Source organism: Mucilaginibacter gossypii (assembly GCF_017569325.2).
Taxonomy (GTDB): Bacteria; Bacteroidota; Bacteroidia; order Sphingobacteriales; family Sphingobacteriaceae; genus Mucilaginibacter; species Mucilaginibacter gossypii.
The window spans coordinates 1,875,618-1,899,432 of the sequence record NZ_CP071878.2 but is presented as its reverse complement, the minus strand read 5'-3'; the positions used below and the strand labels follow the sequence as shown (position 1 = coordinate 1,899,432).

General features: G+C 42.4%; 14 protein-coding genes and 1 pseudogene. 4 read left to right on the top strand and 11 right to left on the bottom strand.

Features of this window, described 5'->3' with window-relative positions; all coding sequences use genetic code 11:
* Positions 1 to 26: 26 nt before the first annotated feature.
* The 10 genes from J3L18_RS08010 to J3L18_RS07965 form a co-directional block, all read right to left on the bottom strand.
* On the bottom strand, positions 27 to 1,496 hold the full coding sequence (locus J3L18_RS08010) for a trypsin-like peptidase domain-containing protein (RefSeq protein ID WP_243771484.1): 1,470 nt from the start codon (positions 1,494 to 1,496) through the stop codon (positions 27 to 29).
* A 435-nt stretch (positions 1,497 to 1,931) separates the two neighbouring features.
* Positions 1,932 to 2,489, bottom strand: coding sequence for a TlpA family protein disulfide reductase (locus J3L18_RS08005; RefSeq protein WP_129570080.1), 558 nt, complete (start codon positions 2,487 to 2,489; stop codon positions 1,932 to 1,934).
* A 9-nt stretch (positions 2,490 to 2,498) separates the two neighbouring features.
* Positions 2,499 to 4,379 carry a protein-disulfide reductase DsbD domain-containing protein gene (locus J3L18_RS08000; RefSeq protein WP_129570079.1) on the bottom strand — a complete coding sequence of 627 codons (1,881 nt, stop codon included), beginning with the start codon at positions 4,377 to 4,379 and terminating at the stop codon, positions 2,499 to 2,501.
* Between the two features lie 6 nt (positions 4,380 to 4,385).
* The gene (locus J3L18_RS07995) at positions 4,386 to 5,510 is read right to left on the bottom strand and encodes a TlpA disulfide reductase family protein (RefSeq protein WP_129570078.1); all 1,125 of its coding nucleotides are present in this window, start codon (positions 5,508 to 5,510) and stop codon (positions 4,386 to 4,388) included.
* A gap of 148 nt (positions 5,511 to 5,658) precedes the next feature.
* Positions 5,659 to 7,095, bottom strand: a complete 1,437-nt coding sequence (locus J3L18_RS07990; RefSeq protein ID WP_129570077.1) for a PKD-like family lipoprotein — start codon at positions 7,093 to 7,095, stop codon at positions 5,659 to 5,661.
* An 11-nt stretch (positions 7,096 to 7,106) separates the two neighbouring features.
* The gene (locus tag J3L18_RS07985) at positions 7,107 to 7,961 is read right to left on the bottom strand and encodes a DUF4843 domain-containing protein (protein WP_129570076.1); all 855 of its coding nucleotides are present in this window, start codon (positions 7,959 to 7,961) and stop codon (positions 7,107 to 7,109) included.
* Between the two features lie 19 nt (positions 7,962 to 7,980).
* On the bottom strand, positions 7,981 to 9,474 hold the full coding sequence (locus J3L18_RS07980; RefSeq protein WP_129570075.1) for a RagB/SusD family nutrient uptake outer membrane protein: 1,494 nt from the start codon (positions 9,472 to 9,474) through the stop codon (positions 7,981 to 7,983).
* 9 nt (positions 9,475 to 9,483) lie between these two features.
* On the bottom strand, positions 9,484 to 12,915 hold the full coding sequence (locus tag J3L18_RS07975) for a SusC/RagA family TonB-linked outer membrane protein (RefSeq protein ID WP_129570074.1): 3,432 nt from the start codon (positions 12,913 to 12,915) through the stop codon (positions 9,484 to 9,486).
* 222 nt (positions 12,916 to 13,137) lie between these two features.
* Positions 13,138 to 14,304, bottom strand: a complete 1,167-nt coding sequence (locus J3L18_RS07970; RefSeq protein WP_129570073.1) for a FecR family protein — start codon at positions 14,302 to 14,304, stop codon at positions 13,138 to 13,140.
* A gap of 177 nt (positions 14,305 to 14,481) precedes the next feature.
* Positions 14,482 to 15,060 (bottom strand): RNA polymerase sigma factor, encoded by a 579-nt coding sequence (locus J3L18_RS07965; protein ID WP_129570072.1) that lies wholly within the window; start codon positions 15,058 to 15,060, stop codon positions 14,482 to 14,484.
* Between the two features lie 354 nt (positions 15,061 to 15,414).
* Between J3L18_RS07965 and J3L18_RS07960 the strand changes: the two are divergent.
* Positions 15,415 to 15,774, top strand: a pseudogene (locus J3L18_RS07960) (DUF1304 domain-containing protein).
* Positions 15,775 to 15,997: 223 nt separating this feature from the next.
* Here the strand turns inward: J3L18_RS07960 and glgP are convergent.
* Positions 15,998 to 17,662, bottom strand: coding sequence for an alpha-glucan family phosphorylase (gene glgP / locus J3L18_RS07955; protein WP_129570071.1), 1,665 nt, complete (start codon positions 17,660 to 17,662; stop codon positions 15,998 to 16,000).
* Between the two features lie 589 nt (positions 17,663 to 18,251).
* On the opposite strand from glgP, the gene J3L18_RS07950 reads away from it, so the two are divergent.
* The 3 genes from J3L18_RS07950 (at position 18,252) to J3L18_RS07940 (ending at position 23,812) form a co-directional block, all read left to right on the top strand.
* Positions 18,252 to 18,638 carry a DUF302 domain-containing protein gene (locus J3L18_RS07950; protein WP_129570070.1) on the top strand — a complete coding sequence of 129 codons (387 nt, stop codon included), beginning with the start codon at positions 18,252 to 18,254 and terminating at the stop codon, positions 18,636 to 18,638.
* Between the two features lie 344 nt (positions 18,639 to 18,982).
* On the top strand, positions 18,983 to 19,366 hold the full coding sequence (locus J3L18_RS07945) for a hypothetical protein (protein WP_129570069.1): 384 nt from the start codon (positions 18,983 to 18,985) through the stop codon (positions 19,364 to 19,366).
* Positions 19,367 to 19,459: 93 nt separating this feature from the next.
* Complete coding sequence (locus tag J3L18_RS07940; RefSeq protein WP_129570068.1) at positions 19,460 to 23,812, top strand: CusA/CzcA family heavy metal efflux RND transporter; 4,353 nt, start codon at positions 19,460 to 19,462, stop codon at positions 23,810 to 23,812.
* Positions 23,813 to 23,815: the final 3 nt, after the last annotated feature.

Sequence of the window (23,815 nt, the reverse complement as noted above, 5' to 3'; positions counted from 1 at the left end):
ATGCGAATGGACTCTTGTACGGATAATTAATTACCCTCTTTGCTGTCGTTAATGGCAGTTACTATAAATTGATTTACTGCGACGGCTGGTATCGTAATTGTGCTTGTTCTGCTCAATCTTGCTATATTAATGCCCAAAAACTTTCCGGTGATATCAAATACGGCCCCTCCGCACTCCCACGGTTTTATTCTTGCATCATGAACAAATACATTCCCAAACCCATCTTTTCGAATGCTTTTCCCCCCTATGAAGTGGTCGGCCGGATGATTGGTAATTTTTTGGGGTGGATATTTTAGGGCGACTTTTTTTATTAACTTTTCTCCCTTGTGATTGATTGTTATTAAAGTAGTATCTCCGGCGCGGAATTTTTGAAGGGCTTTAAACATATCCAGTTCGTCATTTACAGTTTTGTCATCAATTGCTAAAAGCTCATCGCCGGTTATTAGTCCGACAGCCTCAGCCGCGCTGTTGGGCTGAATAAAAGTAAATAATAACGCCTGTCCCTTTTGCCGGGCAACAGCTCCCAAATAGCCGTAGCTGGTTTTTTTTGGCAAGCTTACGCCAACGCTTCCCAAAACACTACTACAATACGGAGAATCAGCGCGAAGAGAGATCAAAAAACTACCCAAATCGTTATTACTAAGTGTATCTGCCAATAACATTCCAAGCCTGATACCTTCCTTCCCTAACTTTGAAACGGGCAATAACATCACAAGGTCATTAATTCTGTCTCGTCTGATAATATTTGCCTTAACAGTCTTGCCGCTCGATAATGTAATAAAAGGTTCCTCGCCAATCATTGAACTTTTAGTCAAAATGATATCTGAATTTTTGAAAGCGGTTTTTACATTGACATCATCTAAAGAAAAAATGGTCCCTGCTATAATCTGTTCCTTACCATCAATAACACTCTTAATATTTACACAAGTTGTTTTAAAACGCTTGTTCACACTTTTAAAATACTTATCTGGATTTTCAGCTACCGGAAAATTATTGGCCGGCTGATTTTTTGAAACTACATTTGTATCCAAAGGCAGGGAAGTATAATTCTCTAAACGGGTTAGTGCTGTATAATATTTACGATAGGTATCTACGGGGATTTCATAATTAACATCCTCCGACTGTTCGATGCCGCTATGGATTCCGATCAAACGGCCAGAGAGATCAAACAGGGGGCCGCCTGAATCTCCTGGCTCCATCACGCAAGTTGATTCCATAAAACCATACCTGTTATTTAAATTGGTGATATGTCCAAATCTTACATCGGGCTTGCGTTGTTCCAGGCTTTCCGGGTAAGCAATGCTAATACATGGCTGGTTGATTTTGACATCCGAATAACAGCCCATTTCGACAAACGGCCAATCCCCTTTTTGGATTATTTTGAGCATGGCAGCATCCGGCAGCATAAATGTTGGGGGAATAGTAATACGGCCCAAACCACGGGCCAGGCACATTTTTCCATCGGGAAACATTACCTGATAGGTTTTGCCGGGCATTACCACATGTGCTGCGCTTAAGATCTCTCCTCCTTTCGAGACTACAACACCACTAAACTGTGCACTCATCCGGCTATACTGTAAAGTGTCATATTCCCACATCAATACACTGGCAGCATAACCTTTTTTTATCGCTGCTTTTATATTGTCCTGTAGTTGCGTAGCTCCGGGCTTTTGTATCCGCTTATCAACATTTTGCGCGTTAGTAACCTGCAGGTTCCATAAGCACTGCAGGAAAAAAAATAATAAAAACCGTTTTGTCATTATACATTATAATTGAACCGTAGCGTTGTCCAAACGCTGCTGTTTAGGGTACCTGCCGATGTAAAAAGAGCCGGTATTAAAACCGGCTCTCCGGAAATTAAACTAAAACTGATGGAAAACGTCCTACCGGGACTGTCTTTACGATAGCCAGTGCTATCCTTTTATAATTTCTTAATTGTTAAAGATCTTTTTGAGCTGTATATCGATATCAGAGGAAGTGGGATTTATTAAAATCACATTCCCCTCAGCATCAAGCACAATTGCAAAGGGTACCGACTGGATACCCAAAGCATTCATCATCACTGATGCATCTTTGCCATCCTCATATTTATCTATTCCCTGTTGCCAGGGCATTGCTTCTTTAAGCATGGCGTTTTTCCAGGCTTTATTGTTTTGATCAATTGAAATACTAACTATCTCGAATCCTTTAGCATGGTATTGTTTATATAACTCCTTAAGGTGCGGAATAGCTGCCCTGCACGGCATACACCACGAAGCCCAAAAATCAAGCAGCACCACTTTACACTTAACCGACGGTGATTTGATGAAGTTGCCATCGGCAGTTTGTAACTCAAAAGCCGGCAAAGGTTTTCCAACTATTAAATTTTGATTTGCTGTAACAGTATCCTGTTTTTTTAATGATGAAGCTTTTCCCTCCGCCTTCCATCCGGTGCTTAGGGCAAGTGCTATGGGTGTTACCAATAGCAACCTTTTAAAGTTTATTTTCATTGGGCTGGATTATAAAACCTGTATTTCAATTATCTTTCTTTTAGGCGGAAAACATTTGTTATTATCACAAACCTGGTAATAAAGCCCGCATTTAATTACGATGCCGGGTTTTAATGAGGCTGCGCTTATTTCCGTTTTAAATGTTGCAATGCCCTCCCAAACAAACATGCCTTCGCCACCGGTAAATGGTACCCCGGCCGATGTTTGCCACTCGCTGCTCGTAATACCGTTAGGCAACTCAATAATGGGCTGCGTAGTAATAAAAGGACTATCTTTAGGTACATACGCATAAATATGCCAGCCTTGCAAGATTTCTGCTTTAACAACTACCTGTTTTTTACCATTTGCTTCATTAACCAACGTTGCGCTCACCATCACCGGGTCGGTACGGGTTGGTTTTGTTACAGCGTTCGCAGTTTTAATGTTGCCGGTTGATACGGGCGCAATTGCCGCTGTTTCTGTTTTGTAAGTATTCACCATAAACTTAAACCCTCCGGCTTCGGTATAATAAAGGTTCGGTTTGTTTTTGGTTAACCATGTGCGCCATTCTTGGGCAGATGTGAATTTTTCAGTGGTATATCTTTCCAATACCCTTTGGGCCAGGGCAGGCTCCTCTCCTTTCTCAAGCATGCTGATACATTTTTCAAGCAGCTCAATTTTGCGGTTGGAGATCCCCAGCTTTTTTGCATCCTCATCAACCTGTAACGAGTAAGCATCAACCGGATAAAAATACTCGAGGTTATCCCGATAGTATTTATGATAGGCCTCTACGTCAGTTCCAAAAGCATCATACATGCCGCTGCCAGTCCAGCTTTTAAGGTATTCATCAAAACTTTGTACATCATCGGATACCGGCATCTTTAAAAACGCCTCGTTACCTTTACCAATATCCTCGCCTTTGGCTTTACGGTCTTTAAGTTCCTGCTGCATTTTTAGCAGGCGGGCGTTACCTTCTTTCCGGGCTATCAGTGTTTTTTGATATAACACTTTATCGCTACGGTAAATCATTTCATTTACCCACTCACGATTTTCAATTTGTACTTTTTTCATGATGGGCGCCTGGTGATCAAACTTTTTGATGTAGCAAACTGTGTTCACAAATACATCTTTAGCTTCATCGGTCATATGATTTGGCGAAGCAGAAAAGCCCCACATAAAATAATTACCCTGACGGCCTAACGCTACTGCTTCAGCATTTTTTAAGCAAACACCGCCACTTATAGCTTCGGCATCCGGCGAATCGTTAAATCCCTCGCCATGTGCCACCATGCCGATAATGTATTTATCCTTAGCTGCAGGATCCTCTTTAATCACCTTCCACATAGGCAGTTCCTTCGGGGTAGTTGCTCCCTGAAAGCCGTTAAAAAACGAACCCGGCGTAGGCCTGTTAACTAAAGTTAACTTCACTTTTACAGGTGTATTAAATATGGCATGACTGGTTTTGATGTTCAGCGCATCGTCTTCCAAACACTGACAATACCAATCAAACTTAAGTCCTATCGGCATGCCCACATCGGGAGCCAGCTGATGCATCAAAATAATAGGCCTGTCAAAATTGGCAGGTAATTTTATCGGCCCCGCATCGGCAATTGTTACGTCGACATTGGCAGACATCGAGGCATAGTAATCCCTCACATCCACAACTTCAACTTTGTCAAAGCGCGTTTCTAAAAAAGCCTTAAAATCGGCCATACGGGTTTTCCAGGCCTCATCTACAGCGCCCGCAGCTGTGCTATAGTAAGTAATATGTTCGGGCTTAGGTTTTGCCGGATCATATCCTACATATAAAACATGAAGTGCTATTTTGCCCGCTCCGTGTTTTATGACGTTACCCAAAGAGGCTACGCTAAACATAACACAAAGCAGAAAAGCCAAAATGATCTTTTTCATACCTGCTTAATTAAAAAGTTCGGCAAGTTTATTATTGAGGTCTTCCCCGCGCAGATTTGTGCTAATAAGTTTGCCGTCGCGGTCTACCAGGAATGTAGCAGGTATAGCCGAAACGCCATAAAGACGGGCAACGCTGTTGTTGTTGCCATTCAAGTCGCTAACCTGCGGCCATGTCATACCCTCCTGTTGCAGTGCTTTCAGCCATTTGTCACGGCTGTTGTCAAGCGATACCGAAAGGATTTCGAACCCTTTATCCTTGTACATTTTATACTGACTTAACAGATTTGGGATTTCCTGACGACAAGGTGAACACCAACTTGCCCAAAAATCGACCAAAACGATTTTACCTTTATAATCGGCTAACGATAAGCGTTTGCCGGCAGGGTTGACCTGAGTAAAAACCGGCGCCGGGCCACCTATTTTTAAACGGTAATGTGCATCAATAAATTCTTTGATAGTTTTACCGTTATCAGTTGCCTGGATTGCCGGACTGAAGGTTTTGAACACCTGTTCGGCTACTGTAACCGTTTTTTCATTAGATGCAGTGCCGAACAGCGCTACCGGTGCAAAGAACGAATCGGGGTGCGTTTTGGCAAAATCGAGATTTTTGCGCTGAAAATCGGCAATCATTTTATAGTGATGGCGGGCAACCGAATTGGTAAATGCGGTATCATTCACCAACTCGGGCGCTGCCGCAATTTCAGCATTAGAAATATGATCGATGTCCCATGGCATCGGTCCTACAGCTTTCACATAAGCCGAATATTCATCATATGTTTTGGATCCGCTCATCTGGGCGTTTGCCAGGGAATCTTTAGAAACTATATTAAGCGTTTCATTAGAAAAATTAAAGTAGAGAATATCGCCGCCATGGGTGGCAATTTCCCGGCCGGCGCCTTTATGATCAAGTGCAAGGCGTACAGAACTGTATGGGTTCATCCTACCTGTGAAATGAAAAGCGCCGTTAACTAATGTGGTCGAATCTTCATGCCCCTTGCCGTCTGTCATAAAGCTTAAATAAACTTTCTGACCGTTGAGATTGCCAATCTGCCCATTAATAGCGAACTGGTTAGTTTGGCCGGCGGCGTTCAACGCAGCCATGCTCAAAATTAAGTTTAGTAGTTTTTTCATTTCTTTATATGTTATACATCGAGTCGACAGGTTACGTTATACTTTTCAAGGATGAAACGCTCTTGTTAATGTCATGACTGCGGCCAAAAACACAAAAATCATTCATGCTGTTGGTTAATCTTTTATGTGGTTTTGATTAGTTAGTTTTTTATCTGCTCACAATGTCAACCGGTTCGCCCGGTATACCGGTTATTGTTTTGGTGATATTACCGGTTTTAGAAACACTTACGTCAAGTGTATAAACTGCCCCATCTGCGCCAACAGTAAGGGTGTTGTCATCCAAACTGATCTTCAGCATGGATACCTTTTTACCGCCAAAGTCTGCGTCAAGCTGTCTTATATCTTCATTAATTGGGTTATAGCGGTAAATTTTCCCTTTTGATGAAAAATAAAACACATTTAGGCTGTTTACCACCCATTTGGTATCATCATCAATTAAAGCGCTGCCTTTGAATGTGCGTTTGCCCACGCCTTTAAATGTCCGGTCATCCCCCATAGGGTAGCTAAAACTTAGTTCGGTTATGGTACCTGTCGCTGTTTTAAAGAAAGCATAGGAAGGGCCACCTTCTGTAGGTTTCATGAACAACAAATTATCGTATCCTACATTTTTGGGATCAAAACCGGTACTTGCAGCATCAACTTTATAATTGTTACCTGAGTAAGTACCATCGGCGCCAAAAGTGATAAAAGCTTTTCCTTTAAGATTGTAACCAATAAAAAATGAGCTGCCGTGAGTAAAATATTTCGACATCGTGTAATCTCCGCCTTGTTCGTTGGCAAATTTGCCGTAGTCATCAGCAAATGGCGCTGTTGAGGATACACCTACATACAGCTTACCATTGATAACACCAGTTGGCACTGTTCCCATTTGTACAGGGCCTAAAAATGGCTCCAGGTAACCTGTATTGATAACAGCCGGCGGCGAGAAGAATTGCGCTGCAAAATCTGTTCGTTTTAATAATGTGCTGGCGTCAAGCACCACCCCGCTTTTATTAGGATCGTTGCTTAGCACCCAATATTCCTCTTTGGTATTGGGCTGATAAGGCAATGGTTTTGAATAGTACAATTGAACCGGATTGATAGGCAAATCGTCTTTATTAAGTGATTTATAAATATCGCCCAACACCGTTTTATCCGGTTTTACAAATGATAGTTTGGTAACCCCATTATCGTTACTCAACACCAAAGTACCTGCCGAAAACTGGGTCGTACCTGTAATTTTGAAAGGGAATGTATAAAATAACCCGTTCCGTTTATCGGTAATGGTGAGTTTACAAGCACGGTCGCCGGGGCCTAAATTGTAGACCATTTTCAGAGGGTAGCCTTTGTAAACTGCTTCCCGCAGTTCTTCTTGTACGGTGATATGCCATTCAAAATCAAGATCCTTTAAGGGATCTGCACCGGCCAAAGTAACCTTGGGGTATATGGTGAGCGTATCGCCCAGCAGGGCTGCAAATGTTGCATTATTAACGCCGGTAACTACCGGCTCGGAAGGTGGCGAGTATACATAATTGCCGAGGTCTTTTTTACATGAAGTATAAAATACCGTTATGAGCGCCAATATAGCTATCGATTTAAATTTCATGACCTAAGTGTTTAATTGATAATAACCTGCTGACCATTTTCATCAACAAAAAAGTACTTGCCTGCCTGCGCGTAATACTTGAGGTAAAACTTCTTACCGGGCGAAGAAGAATTATAAAAATCATAATTGTTGCTTCCGTCAGCCCGCTTGGTAAGCACATAACCTTTTTCCGGGTATCTTGCTACCCATGCAAACGGATCATTAATAAAGGTCCTCACGTTATCTATATAATACAGTGTACGCGGAATCTGCAGATAAGCGTTCGGTTTTGACATATCAACCAGATCGGTAGTGCCCGAAGAGATCAGGAACAACTGGTGTTTTATCCTGCTATAAGGGCCCAGGTTACCCATCCAGTAAATCCACCATGCCGGCTGCTCCAAACGCGACGAATAGAGGATAGATCGTGTCCTTAATGCCACAGGCAATGACGAATTAAAATCCTGACCACCCGAAACAAGAATGGTAAGCATTACAGACTTATTTGCAAGTTCGGGGTCGCTGTTTTTAATGATCACCGGTACCTTTACAGTACCCGAATCAGCAGGCATAGCGTACGATGGCTTAAGCGCTTCATAATGCAAACCAGCTTTGGCCGTGGTAGCCGTGTCAACTACGGTTATCGCAAACTTCCTTTCAGTTTTTGATCTTTGCCCCGAAATAATTATTGGCACCCAAATGGTATCCTGCGCCAGGGTAGGATTATAGGCGAAGGAATAGGTTAATATCGATGTATCCTGGCTGCCGTCTTTATCCTTATAATTCAGATAAATATTATCCCTGGAGCCGTATGTAAGTAATTGGTCTTTTTTGCAACCGAAAAGAGCTGCAAAGACCACTAAAACAAAAAATATATTTCTTTTCATTGTTATAAATGGTATGAGATCAATTATTGTAAGCTGTTTCGTCGTCGGGGATCGGGAACACGTATATGCTGTTTGATGCCGGATAGATCTGGCCGCTGGCCGCCACTATATCAAGGTTTAAGCGTTTATACATGTAAAATATCTGGCTCTCACCGTAAAACTCTTTACGGGCTTCTTTAACCAGCTCGTTCATAAAAGCTGATTTGCCCAAAGTATTCGGCAATAAATCGATAATGCCCCTATGGGTACGTACCGTATTTAAATACTCAATGGCTTTTGTTGGGTTACTATCATAGCTTGCTTCAGCTGCTATATAGTAGGCCTCAGCTAAGCGAAAAGACGGCGCCATTAACGGGTGCAGGTTTACCTGCGGCGAACTGTTAACCAAATATTTAACCAGGTAACTACGGTTTGGCGTTACATCTGTAGCTGTAAAAAACCATTCTCTGTAGCGCCAGTCCTCGGCACCAACAGTGCTTTTTTCATAGATATTATCTAACTGCAACGGTGTTGGCTGATATTGAGCAGTATTTGTGGCACTGAATAACGTAACAAGCGCGTTGTTATCATTGGCATGTGGTGCATACCAGCCAAATACCAGCTCGTTGTAAAAAATCCTGTCTTTTTGTTCAACGTTGTTGTTAAAGGCATCATCTTTTTGAGTCCAGGGGAATTTATTAGCAGTTATTACATCATTGGCGTTGGAGAGTGCATTCTGGTAGTCATTTTTATACAGGTAAATCCTTGCAAGTTCGCCGCATACGGCATAATAATTAAGCCTGTGCCTGCGGTTTTGCAAAAACAGGCTATTACTTGTGGTTTCTGTTTGTTTGCGACCTGTATAACCGCCGGGATAGGTTTTGTTGGGGTATCCAACTATGTAGCCTGGAGAAAGAATAGGATCAGTTGTACTTAGCAGCGCACGTGCATTACGCAGATCAGCTATGGCGTTGTTAATTACCTCAGCTACTGATGAAAACGGTGTACTTTTAATAATAACTTTAGTTACATATGGGATGCCTTTGGCGTTCGGATTGGATTTATACGAAGCCGCGAACATGCGCAAAAGATCAAAATGCAGGTATGCGCGAAGGGCGAGCGCTTCGCCTTTAATGATGGCATAGTTGTTACCCGAAAACACAGCCTTTTGTTTATCTATCACCTGTAATATTTCATTACAATTACCGATGGCGTTATAAACCGCCGACCAGATCTGGCTGTTTTTATCCTTTAAAATGTTTTGGCTGTACTGAAAAGAAGCGATCTTTTGAAAATCAGTATTCGAAAACGAATAGTTCTGCGCCATGATATCCAGGTTGCTAAACGTGAGGTTGCCGCCGTACATATCTGCTTTGGTACACCTGGTGTAAACACCATTCAGCGCCTCCTCAAAACCATCTTCAGTGGTAAACAACTGCTCTTTGGTTACATCAGATTCCGGCTGTACATCCAAAAACTTTTTGCATGAGGTAAATACCAGCAACGGGATTATAAAAATTAAATATCTCTTCATGGTTATGTGTTAAAATGAACCCAATAATGAAAATGTTAAACTGCGGGCAAAAGGATAATAGATCCCCCGCTCTGCCTGGATAGTTGAAGTCCTGAAAACATCGTTTGCCGTGGCTGCCAGCCTCAAATTTTGAAGCCCCAAACGACGAATAGCGTTTGGCTTAAAATCATATGACAAGTAAAGCGACTGCAGCTCAATCAGGTTATCTTTTTGTACAAACCGCGATGACACATAAGTATCGGTTAGGTCAGTAATATTTTTGAAAAACGTATGATCGCCAGGCTGTTTCCACCTCTGCTCCAGCACGCGGCTATCAACATTAAAACGGGGATCAGCATTTTCAACCCTGTCGATAAGCGTTTGGTTAAAGGCCTGCCCGCCAAAACGGTAATGGAAGCTAAAACTCAGCATAAACCTTTTGTATGATACCGTACTACCAAAAAAGCCCTCGGCCTTTGGCGTGGTATTGCCCACGTCCTGTACATCCTTAACATCCCAAACATAGGTTAGGGTACCATCTTTTTTCACCAGGATCTCTTTACCGTTTTCAGGATCAATACCCAATGACTTCACTGCGTAAATGGTATTCAGTGATTTACCTTCAACATACCGGGTTAGCGGGGTTGAAAAAGCGTTGTTATCCTTGTTGGTTTGGAAGTTATCTATGTTATTGTTGAAGGCTTTAAGCGCATCAGATATGCTCACTATTTTGTTAACGTTGTGAGCAAGGTTACCGGTCAGGTTAATGTTCCAGTTGGATGTATGGAAAACCTGGGCTACGAGGTAAAGCTCATAGCCTTTGTTTGACATGTCACCAAGGTTATCTTTATAAGTTGTAAAACCTGTTGACGGCGCAAGATTGATATCAGTAATCAATCCCTTGGTAAGTTTGTAATAGTATCTTGGCGATATAACTATCCTATCTTTAAACAACCCAATGTCCATACCAACATCAGAGGTACGGGTTTTTTGCCATTCCAGGTTGCTATTGCCATAGCCCAGGATGGTAGCGCCGATACCGGTTGAATACCAGTTTTGCGTATCATATGAATAAATTGAGCGCGACTGGTATGCCGGGAAGCTGATAGAACCAAGCGTTGCTATACTGCCTTTAAGGCGCAGCTGGCTTATTACTTTTGAGCCCTGAAAAAAACCTTCCTTATGAATATTCCAGCCAATCCCAAGGGATCCGAAAGGAGCATAACGCCTGTCGGCCCCGAAAGCCGATGAACCATCAACCCTTACCGATGCATCTAACAGATATTTGTTTTGGAACGCATAGTTGCCCGAAAAGAAAGCACCCGCCGTTCTTGACTTGGTAACATCTCCGTAAGGGCCTGAATTTTCTTTGTAAATACGTGCAAATCCAATATTGGTAAACCTGTCGTTTGAAAAACCCTGGGCCGAAAATGATTTAACATCGGCCTTTGAAGCCAAAATATTAGCACCTAACACAAGGTTGAAATAATGATCGCCCAACTGCTTGTTATAACTGATAGTTACGTTTCCGTCAAGGTTAAGACTGGCATTTGTTCCGTAATCATAAGTACCCCTGTTGTTCAGCCGATCAGACGCGTAGTTGTAAAAAACACTACTTAAGGGCGATACATAATTATCAGATGTTGAATTGGTTTTGTTTACGCTCATTAACGCCCTTAACCTCAGGCTTTTTGTCATCTTATAATCAGCAGAGAACGACTCCAGTATTTCTGTATATGCCGCTTTATTAAAACTGCTCAGGCTGGCTTCATATAAAGGGTTAAATACATTTTCGGTAACATATTGATCAGTTCCTGAACGGCCGGTGTTTACACGCCAGTTGGCCAGTTCCTGCACCAGTCTGCCTGTACTGTCCCTTATCGGGAAATATGGGTTGGCATTTACATAGGTCGAAAAATCGCCATAAGGAGAATTGGCCTGGTTAACCTGCGTAATGGTCAGATCATTCCTGATGATAAGCTTTGAGTTTGGGTTATAGGTAAAATCAACCCCGCCGCTATAACGCGTATTGTCAGAACCCTTCATAACCCCCGGTTGTGTCTGGTATCGCAAGTCGATACCATACCTGAACGATTGATCGCCTCCCTGCGCGTAAACCGAATGCTTCTGCTGATAGGCGTTTCTTAAAGGCTGCGACAACCAATAAGTATTAACACCGCTCGCCACATTTTTTAAGCGCGTGAACAACTGGGCGTCAAGCTCGTCCTGTTTAGTATCACCGCTGGTAGATGTCTGTGTGTCATATAAACCCACAAGCTGCTCATAGGCCACTTTTTGTTTAGCATTAAGCACGTGATAGTCGGACAGATCCGGGCCGTTAAAGGTAAGCTCGTAATTGTATGATAACTGCAGCTTCCCGGCAACAGGCGCTTTGGTAGTGATCACCATTACACCGTTGGCTGCCCTTGAACCGTAAACCGCGGTAGCCGCACCATCTTTCAATAAGGTAACCGATTCTATCCGGTTAATATCCAGGTCAACTACTTTTTGAAGCGATACTTCAAAGCCATCAAGGATAAAGGCCGGCAGGTTATAATTGCTTGAAAGATTGTTACGGTCAAGTATTTTATCATTGATGGAAGGGATAGCTGTGGCGCCCCTTACGTTGATCTTTGGCAGCTTGTTTGGATCCGAACCGATAAAGTTATTATCAAGTACTTTAAACGACGGATCAAACGAGGCTATGCTTTTGATCACGTTTTGCGGATTATTACGCTTCAGATCGGCACCACTTACTGTGATAGCATTACCGGTATAATTATCTTTTTTGATAACCTGGTAACCGGTTACCACAATGTCTTTAATGTTATTAATATCAGGCAAAAGCCTCACTACAATCGATTGGCCTGCTACCACCTTAACTTCCGCCGATTTGTAGCCCATAAATGAGAATATTAATGTTTGCCCTGCATCTGCCTGTACATTAAACTCCCCCTTATCATTGGTTTGGCCTATTACTCCCCTCCCCCCCTTAACGGCAATATTTACGCCCGGTAAGGTGGTTTTACTTACCGAATCCAACACACGGCCACTCACCGAAACCTTGTTGATAGTAACCGGTTCCGGCCGCGGTTCAGGTATTTTATTTTGGATTACGATGGTTTTAGATACAATAGTAAAACTCAGATCGAAGTTTTTAAGACAGGCGCTGAGCACGTCAACAAGCTGCGTGTCATGAAAATCGGCATCCACTGTTTTGCCTTTTATATTCACTTTTTCGCTGTAAAAAAACAAATAACCTGTTTGTTGTTTTATATCCTTAAAAACCGATTCAAGGCTCTTATTTTTACCGGATATGGTTACCGTTTGAGAATAACTTGCTGCGGATAAGTGCAACACGCCAACAAGCAACAGTATAGTGGTGAGTTTCAATACTAATAAGAATTTGCACTTTACCCCCCGTATTGCGCATACGGCGTTGTAAAGAAAAGTTAATTTCATATTTTTGAATAAGATTGGGTTAATAAAATGCAGCCCAGGGCTTCGACATCTTGTGCTGCCTGACCTATTTTAAACCGGAAGCGGTGAGAGGCTTCCGGTTAATTTTTGGTCTGTTGATATGAGATTGATCTGAGATTTATCGTAGTTGTTTATCCATTAAGTTTTGTTTTAGTGATTAGCATTTAGTTTGTTTAGTTGTAAGTATAAAGTTTAAGTTAAATATCATTTACTGTAGGATACCTTCACTGTTTTGTCCTCAACCGCAAATTTCATGTTATTAAGCTCCAGGATCCTGAAAACATCGGCGAGGTTGCTGCTCCTTGAAATTTCACCGAAAAATTTCTCTGTTGGCATATCGCCATCATAAACCACATCAATATCATACCAGCGGCTTACCTGGCGCATAACCTCGCGGATATCCTCATCTGCAAATGAGAATATGCCGTTTTTCCAGGCTACTTCTTTGTCAAGGTTCACTTGTTGTTTACTTATCGTACCGTTACCAGTACGGCTTATTACAGCCTGCTCACCGGGAACAATAAGTATTGAGTTTGTTGCCGATGTTACCTTTACCGAACCCTCCAACAGGGTGGTTTTAACCAAAGCTTCATCGCCGTAAGCATTGATATTAAAATGCGTGCCGAGCACCTCAATAGTTTGCAATGCCGATTTTACCCTGAATGGCATTGCTTTATTTTTTGTTACTTCAAAGTAGCCTTCGCCATTGAGCGTTACCTCACGTTCCGCTCCCTTAAACACGGTTGGATAAGTTATTGACGATGCCGCGTTAAGCCACACATTAGTGCCGTCGGGCAGGATCACCTTGTACTGCCCGCCGTTAGGTGTGGTAACCGTGTTTTGAACAGCTTGATTCTGTCCGGTCGCTTCGGCCTGGTAAACGATCTGCCCATCGGCCGTTTTGGTGATTTTAACCCCGGCTTGTTTAGCTATTTGTCCGTTGGCAGCATCATCAAGCGATATGGTTGTGCCGTTGGCCAAAGTAAGCGTAGCCTTGTTGGTACCAGGTACTATGCCTTTGTAAGAGTTTGCGGCCAAATTATCGGCCTTATACCGGTTACGAATAAAAAAGTAAGCACCAACCGAAATAAACAACAGAATTGAGGCGGCCACGGCATATCTGGTCCAACCCGATCTTAAAGGCATGGTAACCGGCTTGTTTTCGTATTGCGCTATCCTCTCATCAACCTTTGTTTTAATAGCATCTTTCAGATACAGGTAGTCGGCCTCATTTTCATCAGTAATGAGGTCATCGTTCAAATCAAACAGGTTATAGTACGATTCCAGGAATTTAATTTCTTCCTGGGTAGCCTCGCCACGTTTGTATTTTGCTAGTATTTGTATAAAATATTGCTTGTTCGCCTCGTCCATTTACATCCTTTATATATACATGAGTCGGCAAAATGAAAATAGCCCATGTTAATTGAAAATATTTTTAATGTTTTATTTAAAAATAATGTGCATTTAAAATCAAAATGATAAAATAGCATCAACCAATCATCATAATTGATAAAAATAGCGCATCTTCATTAAAGAAAAAACGTTTTATCAACCTTTTTGATAAAAATAAAGCAATACATGGAGTAAGAAAAGTGATTTGCGAAGTGTTGCAAGGGCCTTCCCCATTTGATTACGAACGGTTTTGGGGGAGATTTCCAGTTGATCGGCGATTTGCTGGCTTGAGAGGCCTTCATTAAAGCGCAAGTTGAATATAATACGCTGCTGGGGCGGTAAAGTATCTATAAGTTCATTAAAAGCTTTCAAAAATTCGTCATGAAGCACATTGGCATCGGCGCGGCCAAGATGGCTTTCAATTTCATGGACTGTATCAGGCAAGGCCGCATAGCGCGATTCCTTTTCCATATATTTAAAAACGCCGTTGCGAGCGGCAACCAATAAATAAGCCGGCAGGTTCTCAATCGGCGACGTTGACGTGCGCACCCATAACTGCACAAATACGTCTTGAGCAATATCCTGAGCGCGTTCTATATCGTTAACCCGTTTGTATGCTGCATTATAAACCTGCTTCCAATATTTGGTATATAATGCATCAAAGGCAGGTTTGCTGCCTTCGCTAATAAGTTTCAGAAGTTTGGCATCGTCGTCTGACAAGTCAAGAGGGGCCATGCGTTATTTTAATTTCCTATATTGATCAGGTTAATTACACAAACATCATGGTGTTTTAATGCTCATTGTATATGTGTCAAATTCAAATATAGAAATTATCTGGCAAAATAAAATCTTACAAACGGGTTTAACCCCGATGGCAGAGAATTATCAGCTTAGCATGGGCAAGAATGCTCCGATTAGCCTTAATCTGATGGCCGCTTTCTTAATTATTGTAATTTACACGGTTATTCATTTGTACTTGAATGCCCCCTACAGAATAAGTGTAAGGTTTAAGGCTTAATGGCGTAACAGAATCCCGGTACAATATATCCTATAACATTTACTACATTTATACTTAAGACATCAAAATCTATGGATCTTATTATCAAAGTACTCATCGGCCTGGTAGCCTTTATCCATTGTTATATATTATGGTTGGAAATGTTTGCCTGGACAACCCGCGGCCCCAAGGCATTCAACAAATCATTGCAGGAACTGGAAAACAGCAAAGTTTTAGCGGCTAACCAGGGTTTATACAACGGATTTTTAGCAGCGGGTCTGATCTGGACATTCTTTATCAGCGACGCATAATGGCATAACTATGTGGCCCTGTTTTTCCTGAGTTGTGTTGCCGTAGCTGGTATTTACGGGGCACTTACAGTAACCAAAAAGATCTTCTATATACAGGCCGTACCTGCAATACTGGTCATTGTATTAATCATGATGAGGTGAGCGTATTTATCAACCTTACGTAATCTTTTATCCGGGCCACAATGGAAAAAACTATGAAGGAATTGGTCTCGCTATAGCCGGTTACAACAAACAATTCACGGTTTCGATTGCTGCCTGGATAAATACCAACAACGTGTCGACCTTACGACCAAACGTGGCATCACCCCGGAGGTTTGTGATCCTACTGCTCAAAAGGTTGTGGGAAACAGCGAATGGGCCCACATTAACAAATATCAGTACCGTTAGTATAAAGCTGTTTATAATACTCTTTTGCCATCCGGTTACTGTCAAAGTGAGGGAATATATCCTGCATGCTATGCCTAATTATTTCAATCCATTTATCCGGATGATCGTAATACAGGGGAATTACTGTTTTTTGCAGCAAATTGTACAAGTTATGCGCATCGGTTTCATCCTGTTGAAATTTATGTTCACTAATTTCAGTATTGGGTATAACAAAACCGTTCACGCCATCCACAACAAATTCCGGAAACCAGCCATCAGGAATCGAAACATTAATACATCCGTTCATTGCAGCCGACATCCCGCTCGTACCTGAAGCTTCGTGGGTCAGCCGCGGCGTGTTGAGCCAGACATCTGCCCCTTGTTTAAGCAGTCGTGATAAACGCAATTCATACCCTACTAAAATCGCGCAGTTAGGGTAATACTTACATAAGTTTACGATCTTATCAAAACTGGCTATCGCATCATAATCCATTGGATAAGGCTTTCCAGCCCATATCATTTGGATCGGCATTTTATTGTTAGTTAGCAGTTGGTGAAAAAAGTCCATATCATGCAATAGCAATTCCGGCCTTTTGTACCCGGCAAACCTTTTCGCAAAAACAATGGTGAGCACTTCAGGATCGAGCAGAACGCCGCATTGGTCCGCTACCTCGTCAAAAAGTGCACGCTTACCTGCCTTTTTCTTTTCCACCAGCTTTTGAATCTGATTAGTTTCCAATGCCGCATACATTTCCTTGTCTGCCCAATAAGAATAGCTCTGGGCATTGGTTATAGAAGTAAGTTCACAAATGCCGTTATTTCCATTCCATATTCCCTGTAGTGTGTTTAAATGCATTTTTGACACAGCATTGGCTTTGCCGGAGAACCTAAACGCAGTTAAGGTATGATCCATAACGTCGCCCTGACAACCCGCTATTTCCTTTACCTCATCTATTGGAATATCCCCCCAAAACCCCATTTTATTAAGCAGAAACAAATCAGACCGTTGGTTGCCGCCAGGTTCGGGTGTATGGTTAGTGAAAACCAGTCTTCTTTTTACTTCCTCAACGGATTGATATTTTTTATATAAATAAAATGCGATGGGTAAGGCATGTGATTCGTTCAGGTGATAAATATCCGGTTGGAAATTGATTGCTTCTAATAAGCGTGCCCCGCCTTCGCCCAGCAATATCGCAGCAGCAGTCCCCGTTTCAGGATTACTGTCATAAAGCTTATGTGAAATGGTTTTAGCCAGATAGTCATTCTCCGGCAGGTCTGTTGTCAGGAAAAATATAGGAGCCGTTTTAAAAATTTCAGGCTTCAGGTAAAATGCTGTAACCCAAACATCATGGCCGGATACCTTAATAGTAAATTTAATGCCGGTATCAATGAGGAAGTGATATATTTTTTCCTGGAAGAGTACCTCCATGGTTTCATCGCCCTTTCTTCCCTGGTTATAATACCCATATTTCCACAAGATTCCGATACCTATAACGTTCTGCCTGAGTTCATAGGCGCTCCTCATGAAAGAGCCTGCAAGATAGCCGAGGCCACCTGAGTAGGTTTTAAGGGGCTGATGGACGGCATATTCCATGCAAAGATAAGCGACCGGCGTTTTGTATTCCGGGTTTATTGGGTAAGGATGCTGAAAGGAGAAGTTCATATGATTTTAAAAAAAAATCCGTAGTTATTTTAAAACTGACGAGTATATTAGTATTGTAGACTATTTTAATTTCTGTTTTTCACAAGTTCTGATGAATATTTTTTCAAATGTTGGTGTTTCTCTGCTAACCGGGAATGACACGGATCAGGGTATTATATGACAGTACGCACAAAATACTCAAATTCAAACGATGGATTAACAGCCAAATTTGAAACCTGCCCGCAATTGACTTTAATAACTGACCTCACTCCTACATCCTTTAAAACAGAAAGCCGCTCTTAATATTTCCGTTTACAACAATTCTTTCACAATGATACCCTTCCTTGTCAGCACTTTTCGTCATTCCCCCATTTTCCAGTCTTGGGTTTTGGTTCTTTAGGGTTTAAAATTCGTCAGCAAAGGCAGGAAAATCAGGCATTAAAAACAATGAAATCAGCTTTATTCAAACTCAATTCACCTTTTTTTCCGGAGCCAATGATTTGCCACCGATGATTTACATCAATCTCATAAATGAGCTAAGTCATTTATTTTGAGTCATTAAACCAGGAAATTTAAAAGCGTAAAAAGTGTAGTAATAAATCCACAAAAAATGAAATACTATTTCAACAAAAAAATAACCGGAAGTTTCGAAGAAGCTATTCAACGGGTTACGAGCGCCTTAAACAAAGAAGGGTTTGGCCTATTAACGGAGATTGACATAACGGCGACATTAAAGAAAAAGCTGGGTGTAGATTTTTACAACTATAAAATATTGGGGGCATGTAACCCGTCATTTGCTTACAATGCCTTATTAGCCGAAGATAAGATCGGTACCATGCTGCCCTGTAATATAATTGTACAGGAAAAAAAACCTGGCAAAGTGGAAGTATCCGCCATAAATCCGGCAGCATCTATGAAGCTCATACTAAACAAAGATTTACATAGGATCGCAACTGAAGTAAAAGACAAACTAAAAAAGGTTATCAAGGAACTATGAATTATGCACCTTCAACACAGGAATATATCATTAATACACGTCATCATTAGGCATGCTTCGCAGGCAATCCCAATGACCGCTAAATGAGATATAATTCCCACGAGTGACAAAGAAATCGCCCGGTATGACAGTTATTTTTTTAGCGGGCTTCAGTATATGAAGAAATACAGCCTGGTATCGTATTGGAACCGAAGGCTGAATATGAAAAAAGGACCAAATGCGGCTGTGAAGACCTCCGGACCTCATTTTGAGCCGATCGCGCATATTAATAAATGATTAAAACTTAATAATCATATGATCTGCGTCAAAAACGATTGTTTATTAATTGTTACTTTTGTATAGTTTTGAAAAAGTTCACGGCCATATTGCTTTTAACAACCTTCCTGTTCTCAACAACTGAACTCCACCAGTTGCTGAAATTGCCTGTGGTTTTTGAACACTTTGCCGAACACCGGAAGGAAAACAAGAGCATTTCATTCCTGCAATTTCTTGACATGCATTACATGCATGGCAGCCCGAGGGATAAAGACTACAGGGAGGATATGAAGCTGCCCTTCAAAACTGCAGATAATTGCACAGCGACGATATCACCCGTGCTGGTTCCTCAATTATTTCAGCCACTCGTCCCTCCCCTGGTATTCTCAACGAAAACGAAGTTACATGCCTTCGATCAGTCGTTTAACCACTCAACTTATTTATCCAGCATCTGGCAGCCGCCAAAATCCTAATTAGCAGTCATTTCTATGTTGTTTACAGCGCTTAGCCTGGCTATTCCTGCTATGCGCTGCTTTTTGAATTGCTAATTTTCAAGATCTTATTTTATGTTAAATCATATTATCGCTTTTTCCGTACGGAATAAGCTGATCATAGGGCTTTTTATTATCGCCCTTATTGGCTATGGCAGCTATCAGTTTACCAGACTGCCCATTGATGCCGTACCCGATATTACCAACAACCAGGTACAGGTTATTACCATCGCCCCATCATTCGGAGCTACAGATATCGAACGTTTGGTCACCTACCCTATAGAGCAGGCGAACAGCAATATCTCGGGCTTAAAAGAGATCCGAAGTTTTTCCAGGTTTGGCCTGTCGCTGGTTACCATTGTTTTTGACGACGCTACAGATGTTTACTGGGCGAGGCAGCAGGTTGCCGAACGTTTGCAAAAAGTGCAAAGCCAGATACCGGCCGGCATCGGCACACCCGAGCTTGGCCCGGTAAGCACCGGGCTGGGCGAAATTTACCAATACGTAGTGCGCCCCAAAAAGGGTTATGCCGGTAGGTATAACGAAACCGAGCTCCGTACTATACAGGACTGGATAGTTCGCCGCCAGTTACTCGGTGTCAAAGGCGTAGCCGAAGTGAGCAGCTTTGGCGGGAAGCTTAAACAGTATTCTATTGAAGTTGATCCTAATAAACTGCTTTCCCATAATATTACCATAACCGATGTTTTTAAGGCCCTGGAAAGTAACAACCAGAATACCGGCGGCGCCTATATTGAAAAAGGCCCAACGGTGGTGTATATCCGCAGCCAGGGACTGATTGGCAATATGGAAGATATCAATAATACGGTAATTAAAAATACTGCCGATGGCTCGCCGCTTTTTATTAAAGACGTGGCCGATGTTAAAATAGGCTATGCTACCCGTTATGGTGCGATGTGCTATAACGACGAAGGCGAAGTTGCGGGAGCGGTTGTCATGATGCTGAAAGGAGCCAACAGCAGCGAGGTGATTAAAAACGTAAAGGAACGTATAGCACAAATCCAGAAAACTATGCCAGAAGGCGTTGAGATTGAACCTTTCCTGGACCGTACCAAAATGGTGAACAACGCCATCGGTACTGTGGAGCGCAACCTGCTGGAGGGGGCACTCATTGTGGTATTTGTACTGGTATTATTCCTTGGCAATTTCAGGGCAGGTTTACTCGTTGCCTCTGTGATCCCGTTGTCGATGCTGTTTGCTATTATTATGATGAACCTTTTTGGTGTAAGCGGTAACCTAATGAGCCTTGGTGCGCTTGATTTCGGTTTGATCGTAGATGGGGCCGTAATTATTGTAGAAGCCGTAATGCATACCCTTAGCCATAGCAAACATTTTACATTAACTGACAAGATTGGGCAGAAAGAAATGGATCAGGAGGTGAACAGTTCTGCCAGCAAAATGATGAATAGCGCTGTTTTTGGCCAGATAATTATATTGGTAGTATATCTTCCGATCTTCACCTTGCAGGGAATCGAGGGTAAAATGTTTAAACCTATGGCGCAAACCGTAGCGTTTGCGCTGTTGGGCGCTTTTATTTTATCACTCACTTACATCCCTATGATGAGCGCCGTCTTCCTGAGTAAGAAGATCAAGCACAAGCCCAATTTTTCGGATAGGTTAATGGCGAAGGTTGAAAGAATATATCAAAAAACATTAAGCGGGGTAATTGCATTTCCCAAAGCTGCATTATTAACTATTATCGGTCTGTTTATATTTTCAGCCTATATTTTAACCACACTGGGCGGTGAGTTTATACCTGCACTGGAAGAAGGTGATTTTGCGGTTGATACGCGGGTGCTAACCGGCAGTAGCCTGAATACTACTATTACCAATACCCAAAAGGCCGCCCACATCTTAAAAAGCCAATTCCCCGAAGTTGAAAAGGTGGTGACCAAAATAGGCAGCGGCGAAGTGCCGACCGATCCTATGCCGATGGATGCAAGCGATATGATGGTGATACTAAAACCCAAGAACGAGTGGACATCGGCTAAAACCTTTAATGAATTGTCTGAAAAAATGGGTAAGGCCTTACAAGCGGTTCCGGGTGTTACCGCAGGCTTTCAGTACCCGGTTCAGATGCGTTTTAACGAACTGATGACCGGTGCACGTCAGGACGTGGTTTGTAAAATATTCGGCGAAGACCTGGATACCCTCGCTGCTTATGCGAATAAGCTGGGTAAAATAATCAATACCGTTGACGGCGCTAAAAACCTGTTTGTGGAAGCAGTTGCCGGCATGCCGCAGATTATCATTAATTATAACCGCAATGCCATAGCACAATTCAACCTCAATATCGCCGATATTAACAAGGTGGTTAACACCGCACTCGCCGGACAAAGCACCGGAACCCTGTTTGAAGGTGAAAAGCGCTTTGAAGTAGTGGTCAGAATAAGCAGCGAGCAAAAAAAAGACTTGAAGGATATTCAAAATTTACTCATCCCGACACCGCGGGGTACACAGATCCCTTTGTATCAGCTGGCCGATGTACAAATCAAGGACGGCCCCAACCAAATACAGCGCGAGGATGCCAAACGCCGTATCGTAGTTGGCTTTAATGTGCGCGGCCGGGACGTACAAACAATCGTAAACGAGCTGCAGGCCAAGGTAGATAAACAACTTAAATTCCCGGCGGGGTATTATGTAACCTATGGTGGTGCCTTTGAAAACCTGAATGCTGCCAAACAGCGCCTGATGATAGCCGTGCCGGTTTCGTTACTGCTTATTTTCTTACTACTCTATTTTGCTTTCAACTCCATTAAGCACGGATTATTGATTTACTCCGCAATTCCATTGTCAGCTATCGGGGGCATCCTGTTCCTTGCTTTGCGCGGTATGCCTTTCAGCATCAGCGCAGGTGTTGGCTTTATCGCTCTGTTTGGCGTGGCCGTGCTCAACGGTATTGTATTGATATCGGAATTTAACCGGTTAAAAAAAGAAGGTATGACCAATTTGAAACGTATTGTGTTATCAGGCACCAAGGTAAGGCTAAGGCCGGTACTGATGACAGCATTTGTGGCTTCCCTGGGTTTCTTTCCCATGGCTATCAGTAACGGTGCCGGTGCCGAAGTACAAAGGCCGTTAGCTACGGTAGTAATAGGTGGCTTGCTGATCGCCACTTTCCTCACCTTGTTTGTATTGCCCGTTTTATATATCATGTTTGAAAAAGGCTTTAAAACAGTGCTATCGAAGAAAACGGGCACTGTGCTTTCCATCACTTTGCTGACTGTAATAAGCCAAACCTCAGGGGCGCAAACGCCCATTACCCTTAAAGCCGCTATAGATACTGCTTTAAAAAACAACTTACAAGTTAAACATGAACAGTTAAAGTCGAAGTATCAGCAGATACTGATCGGCACATCAGCCAATATTTCGCAGGCTACGCTGTTTGGGGAGGTTGGACAAATCAACAGCAGCTACAACGATACCAAATTCGGTATTTCCCAGTCTTTCAACTTTCCGACTGTCTATAGCAGGCAGAAAGAACTTTTGCAAGAAGACTGGAAAAACAGCATACTGAATATCGCGGTAAATGAGGTGCTGTTAAAAAAGCAGGTTAGCCAGGTTTTTAACACCCTGGTATATCTGGAAAACAAGCGGATGTTACTACAGCATGCCGATAGCCTGTATTTGAGCTTTTATAAAAAAGCCGAGTTGCGGCTGGCCAAAGGCGAAGCCAATTTACTGGAGAAAACAAGTGCTGAAACATTATTGGGACAGGTGCAGATGCAGCTAAGCCAGTTAAAGGAAGATGTGGCCATCATACAACTGCAATTCCAGTTGTTGCTTAATTCTACAGAGCCCTTAACACCAGATAAATCCGACTATAAATTAGCCGTTACATTGGCTTCAGACATATTGACCTTGAAAAACCACCCGGTAATAAAACTAATAGCTCAGCAGCAGCAAATTGCAGACGCTGCTATCCGCATGGAAAAGAGCAAGCTTTTGCCTGATCTGGCCATAGGATATAACAATACCAGCATCAAGGGTATTGGTGCCGATAATAAGCTTTATAATGGCTCAAACCGGTTTAACTCAGTGCAATTGGGTATCGGCATACCTATTTTTGCCGGGGCGCAAAAGGCGCGGATCAACAGCGCGAGAGTAAACAAACAGATAGCCGAAAATAGTTATGCTATGGAACTTCAAAGCATGACAACAGCTTATCAATCTGCCGTTTTTCAATACCACAAATACCTGCAAACGGTTCAGTATTTTGAAAGCAAGCCGTTAAAAAATGCCGCTTTAATAACCGTTACCGCCAACCAGCAAATTGCCGCCGGAAACATCAACTACCTGGAATGGACACAACTGATTAACCAGGCCACTACTATTAAAAATGATTACCTGGATGCTGTTCGCAACCTTAACGAGGCCATCATTCAACTCAACTATTTTTCAAACAACTAAAAA